5 protein-coding genes are annotated in these 6,402 nt (G+C 54.1%); all 5 read left to right on the top strand.

All coding sequences use genetic code 11. The features are described from left to right. Positions 1-237: 237 nt before the first annotated feature. Positions 238-1,011, top strand: coding sequence for a FadR/GntR family transcriptional regulator (locus tag GBM95_RS10695; protein WP_152159083.1), 774 nt, complete (start codon positions 238-240; stop codon positions 1,009-1,011). Positions 1,012-1,098: 87 nt separating this feature from the next. After that, positions 1,099-2,064, top strand: coding sequence for an AEC family transporter (locus tag GBM95_RS10690; RefSeq protein ID WP_152159082.1), 966 nt, complete (start codon positions 1,099-1,101; stop codon positions 2,062-2,064). A 234-nt stretch (positions 2,065-2,298) separates the two neighbouring features. Next, entirely contained in the window at positions 2,299-3,732 is a 1,434-nt protein-coding gene (gene fumC / locus GBM95_RS10685; protein WP_152159081.1) for a class II fumarate hydratase, read from the top strand. Positions 3,733-3,967: 235 nt separating this feature from the next. Beyond that, positions 3,968-4,585 carry a RidA family protein gene (locus GBM95_RS10680; RefSeq protein ID WP_152159080.1) on the top strand — a complete coding sequence of 206 codons (618 nt, stop codon included), beginning with the start codon at positions 3,968-3,970 and terminating at the stop codon, positions 4,583-4,585. Then, a complete protein-coding gene (locus tag GBM95_RS10675) occupies positions 4,470-5,624 on the top strand; it encodes an IS110 family RNA-guided transposase (RefSeq protein WP_152159079.1) in 1,155 nt (384 codons plus the stop codon). The genes GBM95_RS10680 and GBM95_RS10675 overlap by 116 nt, the downstream gene beginning before the upstream one ends. Positions 5,625-6,402 lie beyond the last annotated feature (778 nt).

Raw genomic sequence — 6,402 nt, 5'->3', positions numbered from 1 at the left:
TACAGAAAAGCCTCAACATCGGATCGGTGCTGAGGCTCTCGGCGTTGTTTTGGGTACTGTCGGCGAAGTGGAAAAACTGGCTTTCCGAATTTATGGAAGTCCCCTAGAATGAATCCTATTTCTTGAGTTTTCGGCGCCATTCCATTTAAAACAATGGTCAGAAGCACTTTGGAAACTCAAAAAGGATAGGGACAACATATAACCAGCAGTTTTTACCCTCTACTAGCAAGTGCTTTTATGACTGAATCTGACGATATCGGCCTTAAGGCCGTCAGCGACCAGGAAGGTAATCCCAAGGGACTCAATCGGGAATCATTCGGGCTCTACAAGCAGATTGCTGACATCTGGCGCCAGAAGATCATATCTGGAGAGTACAAGGCGGGAGACATACTTCCGTCCGAGCGCGAAATTGCAGCTGAACTCAATGTGAGCCGCATTCCTGTTCGTGAAGCAATGAAATCGCTTGAATATATCGGCGTCGTTCGGCAGGTCCGCGGGCAGGGCGTCTATGTAAAGAAAGCTGATCTTGGCGAGCTACTGCGTATAGTCGGCCCAATGGGAACAAAACCAGACCTGGTCGTCTTCAACCACCTCTTCGATTTTCGCCTTCTGATCGAACCTTATGCTGTCGAACAGGCTGCACGGCTTGCTACGCCCGAAGAAGTCGCGCGCATGAAAGCGACCATTGATGAGGCAAAGGCCTTCATGGCTGCGGGCAAGGACGTCGAAATCGTCTCCTTCGACTTCCATCTGGCAGTGATGCAGGCTTCGCACAATGAAATCATCGTGCTTGTGAGCCAGTTCCTAGCCGAGCTCCTGAAGCTTTCGCGTCACTACACGCAATGGAACCGAGTGCGCCGCAAGGAGGCTTGTGCCTATCATGAACGAATTTACAAGCTTATTCGTGATCACAAGGCCGAGGAAGCTGCGGCTATGATGCGCCAGCATCTTGAGGATGCTCGAGTTGCATTGACGTGCAAGGAGGGAGTCATGCCGCGCGGCTGCAGCTGAATCTCGGTCCATAAAAAGAAAGAACATCGGCAGTGTTCTTTCTATAAATTGGTATACCGGTATTCCTTATTTTCGATATTCTTCATCATGCTCGAAGCTTTCCTGCAGTCGCTCTCATGCGTCTTTATGCTGACGCTCCTCACCGGGGCGGGCTATTGGACAGCGAGTCGAGGCTGGTATGATCAGACCGCTTCGCAGCTCCTTGTTCGTTTGGTGAACTTCCTCTCGCTGCCCTGTTTCCTTTTTTCAAGCGTAATGGAAAAGATGACGCACGACGATCTCTTCGCGCTGTTTGAGCCGATGATCGTCCCCTTCATCTCGATCTGGCTCGTCTTTTTCGCGAGCCGCATCTTTGTCCGCATTTTCAGGATCGACTCTCTCCATTCCGGCGTTTTTTCGTCCGCCTTCTCGACCTCAAACAACATGTTCATCGGGCTTCCCGTTGCGCTTGCGCTTTTCGGAACCGACGGCATCGTGCCTACTCTTCTTTACTTCTTCGCGAACACAACCTTCTTCTGGACCATGGGCAACTATCTTGAGGCCATGGACGGGATCAAGGCGGACAAGGCCCAGGCCCCCAAGGTGTTCTCGCTTGCAACGGTGAGGCGCGTATTCTCGCCCCCGCTCTGCGGGTTTCTTCTCGCGATCATTCTGATCATTCTGAATCTGCGGCTGCCGGAACCCATCATGCAGGCGGCCAAATACATGGGCGGAATCACGACGCCGCTCGCACTCCTCTTCATTGGACTCATGATTTACAACATCGGGCTGCGGAACATCCGCTTTTCCCGAGATCTCGTTCTAGTCCTCATTGACCGCTTCCTGATCAGCCCGCTCCTCTGCCTCGCCTTCACAATCCTCATGGATGTGCCCGAGACGATTGCCAAGATCTACGTCATCCAGGCTTGTCTGCCCTGCGTGCTGCAGATCGCGGTGCTGGCCAAATTCCATCATGCGGATGTGCAGTTCGCTACGACCTGCGTGGCATCAACGACCATAGCCTCTGCCGTTACGCTCCCGCTTTGGATGATGGCGCTTACGGCGCTTTATTGATAGTTAATAACTTATAGGTATACCGGTATTCTATAATACATGTTCTATTTATTGCTTTGATATATCTTGTTTTTTTTATGATCATAGTCATTAAGTTGTGACGCTATTTACCCCTAATAGGGATCTCGTTTTCCTTAATGCTATATATGATGATCTATGCGTTCGCCTGGAGAGGTTGTTGCCTACGACCCTTAGCCAGTGTGCGCTTACAGGATATAAAAGGAGTAACTAAAGATGGATCAGTTCCGCATCGAAAAGGACTCAATGGGCGAAGTCAAAGTACCCAATGAAAAGTATTGGGGCGCACAGACTGAGCGCAGTTTTGAGAACTTCAAGATCGGCATTGAGAAGATGCCCGTGGAGATTGTCCGCGCCTTCGCGCTTCTAAAGGGCGCCTGTGCGCTTGCCAATCAGGAGTTCGGCAAGCTTGACGACAAGCGCGCCGCTGCGATCGAGCAGGCCTGTGATGAAGCCTTCGAGGGCAAGCTCGACGGCAACTTCCCGCTCGCCGTCTGGCAGACGGGTTCGGGCACGCAGTCGAACATGAACATGAACGAAGTGTTCGCGAACCGCGCCATCGAAATCCTCGGCGGCAACTTCCGCGATAAGTCGAGCCTTTCGAAGGACCAGCTCGTTCACCCGAACGACCACGTCAACATGTCGCAATCCTCGAACGACACGTTCCCGTCCGCACTCTCCATCATGTCCGTCGTTGAAACAACGAATTATCTCTTGCCGCGTCTTGAAGGCCTCGAAAAGGCCCTCTATGCCAAGGCTGAAGAATTCAAGGATCTCATCAAGTCCGGCCGCACGCACCTGCAGGATGCAACGCCGCTCACCCTCGGTCAGGAGTTCTCCGGCTACGCTTCGATGCTCACGCACAGCCGCGAAGCAATCCTCGCCGCGCTTGAACCCTGCCGCGAACTCGCGATCGGCGGCACCGCCGTCGGCACCGGCATCAATTCTCCGGAAGGCTTCGGAGTCAAGGTTGCCGAAATCCTCACTAAGAAGACCGGCATCAAGTTTAAGGATGCGCCCAATAAGTTCCATGCGCTTACGAGCCACGACGCTGTCTGCCTCCTTCAGGGAGCACTCGCGGGGCTTGCCGCCGACCTCATGAAGATCGCGAACGATATCCGCTGGCTCGCTTCGGGCCCGCGCTGCGGCCTCGGCGAAATCAATATTCCCGCCAATGAACCCGGCTCCTCGATCATGCCGGGCAAGGTCAATCCGACCCAGTGCGAAGCCGTCACTATGGTTGCGGTTCAGGTGATGGGGAACGCCACCTGCATCAACTTTGCCGCAAGCCAGGGCAACTTCGAGCTGAACGTCTTCAAGCCAGTGATCGCCTACAACCTCATCCAGTCGATCAAGAACCTCGCCGACGTGATGAAGTCTTTCGAAATCCACTGCGTCACAGGCATTACGGCCAATAAGGAGCGTCTGCACGACCTGATGGAGCGCTCCCTCATGCTCGTTACGGCCTTGTCGCCCCTCGTCGGCTACATGAACGCTGCGAAGATTGCGCACTATGCGCACGTCAACAATAAGAGCCTCAAGGAAGCCGCTCTGGAACTCAACCTCTGCACGGCCGAGCAGTTCGACCAGTATGTTGATCCCACCAAGATGATTCATCCGAATCCGGTGAAGAAGTGCTGCTGCAAGTAATCCGTTAACCTCCTGCCCAGCTGTCCGACAGTGGTTCGCGTGCCCCGTCGGACAGGATGGTTATCCTATTCCTTGTTGAGTGCTTCGGCTGGGTGTTGACGCTCTTCCGAAGAAATGTGACAAGGATCTTGAAGAGGCAGGGTCGTCATGCCGTGCCATGGTTGTGCGAATCGCCTCTCTCAAGTTTTTACGGCCGCAAGCGGATACGCCTGCGGCCTCTTTTTAGGATTCATTCATGAAGATTGAAGCCAAAATGCGTGAGCTCGGTCTCCGCTTTCCTCCGCTCGGCGCTCCGGGCGGCCTTTATGCCTTTGCCCGCCGCACCGGCAACCTCGTCTACGTCTCGGGTCAAACTCCGGATCTTGGAGGCGTTCTTCAGATTAAGGGCGTTGTAGGAAAAGATATTGACATCCCCACAGCGCAGAAGGCCGCTGAACTTGCGGCGCTCAATATTCTCGCCGTCCTGAAGGTTGAACTTGGCGACCTTGACCGTATTACCCAGTTCGTCCAAGTGATGGGCTACGTTCGCTGTGCCGAAGGTTTCGGCGACCATCCGCAGGTCATCAACGGAGCCTCGCAGGTCTTCAAGGCACTCTGGGGCGATGCGGGCGTCGGCACTCGCATCGCAATTGGGGCAAACGAGCTAATGACATGGACCACCCACTGCATCGAACCCGTCCAAACGTATGGGCGCGACAATAGGTGTATCTACCTCGAATCCCTCAGGAGGCCATGCCATGACAAAGAAGCATACGCAAACGACGCTCGATGTTTCCATCGAATATGCCGTGATCGGGCTGGACCTCGCCAAATACGACGTTTCCCTGGCGGCGGTTACGCTCAACGAGGGTGAAATTATTCGAATCGACCGCGTTACTTACGCCGAACTCTATGAGCTCGCCGACAAGCTCTCTCCGACGCTGTTTGCCATTGAGCCGTGCTGCGGCTACTCGCAGCTTGCCCTTGAGCTCGAGGCTCGCGGCCATGAGATGCGCGTCATCAGCGGCAAAGCCGTGAAGATGTGGATTGACACGCATATGTCGGGCCAGAAAACCGACATTAATGATGCGCTCGCACTTGCCCGGCTGACTGCCGATCCGGATCTTCGACCTATTCGCGCCAAGTCGCTCGAAGAGTGCCGCATTATGACGGTGCAGGGCGTGCGTCAGCAATTGGTAGGGCAACGGACGAAGACGATCGTCAGCTTCAAGGGATTTGCCCAGGCCTGGGGGATTGGCATTCCGACCGGAAGGCGCAATCTCAAGAAGATGCGTGAGACCGTGGAAGCTAAGGCGGAGATGATGGGTGCAGCGGTTGTCTCTGCTCTGACCGCACTGCTTGATCGCATTAAGACGCTCGACGATCAAATTCATCAGCTCGACAAGGACCTTGATGCTCTTGTCTCAGCCAATGCGAACGGCAGGCTGCTGAAGAGCGTTATGGGCGTCGGCACTCAGATTGCCGGCCGATTCATCACGGTTGTCGGCGATGTAAAGCGGTTTGATAAACCACGCTCGCTTGTTGCTTACATCGGGTGCGTGCCGAAAAATATCATTACGGGGCATGTGAATAAGCCCAGACAGAAGAAGAGCACTGCTCCCGATCTTAGCCACAAGGGACAAGGAAGAATCAGTCGTCGCGGCGACAAAATGCTGAGATCCCTGCTAATGCAGGGGGCGGCTGTCATCTACATGCTGTACTGCAAGAAGCAGCTGCCTGACTGCCAGCTCACGAAGTGGATTGACAAGCAGCTGGCGGTGAAACTCATCCGGATAGCATGGGCGGTGCTCACCTACGGCGAAAAATTTAACATCCGCAGAGCGGGCGTCTCCCGCTCGGTGCTGGCGGCTATGGCTGGTCAACCCTGCAATGAGGCTGCCGCTGCAGCATGAGGCATTGGCAATTCCATAACTAATCGCGTGAAATGAGAAACCCTTTTGAAAGGCTTGTCCAACAGCTATGCTATAGGAATTGCACTTGTTGCATGTGAGCTTATTTTGGCAAGGACAAGACTTCTGATGAGTTCATTTTGGTCAGGGCATGCAAGCATGCATGCCGACAGGCCTGAGAGATTAACGGAAGCGGCCTCTCTCGTTGATGCGTGATTACTGGGACTGGAATACTGCCGGCAACAATTAAACGGACAATGGACGGATTAGCCGATGAAGGGTCGCTAAGTCCGAATGCGGGCTGCGCTTCGCTTGTCGCATTCGCACATAGCGACATTGTATCGGCGGGGGCTCTGTCAAGCGGCGGTTTCGCGGCATATGCTCCGCTCGGCCTGAAGGCCGTGCTCGCTATTCCACGACCGCTTGACAGGAATGAGCTCAGTGCCTGAAGGCACCAGGCCGGCATTGCCGCTGGCTGCCGCTATAAGGCGCTCGACTAACTCACTGCCCGCAGCATCGCTCCTAAGCTCGCGCGTTACCGTAAAAAGAAACTTGACAAACGTGGGTGGTCCAGAGATTCCTGAAGGGAGTCCGGTTGAAATACTCGCCATCGTGGAAGTCAGGGATTAATCGGCAAAAACAGCTAGGGGCTATCGTCCCGGATGGGGCGACGATTTCCTGTTATTATTAACATAGGCACAAAATAGTTGACAAGCGGCTACGGTTATGTTATAATTGATAAATGAGTTATGAAGATAAAACCACCACAACCCTCGACGGC

This window comes from Sutterella seckii, assembly GCF_009183815.1.
Classification (GTDB): Bacteria; Pseudomonadota; Gammaproteobacteria; order Burkholderiales; family Burkholderiaceae_F; genus Sutterella; species Sutterella seckii.
Note: the sequence above shows the minus strand (reverse complement) of the source record. Positions and strands in the feature narration are given on the sequence as shown.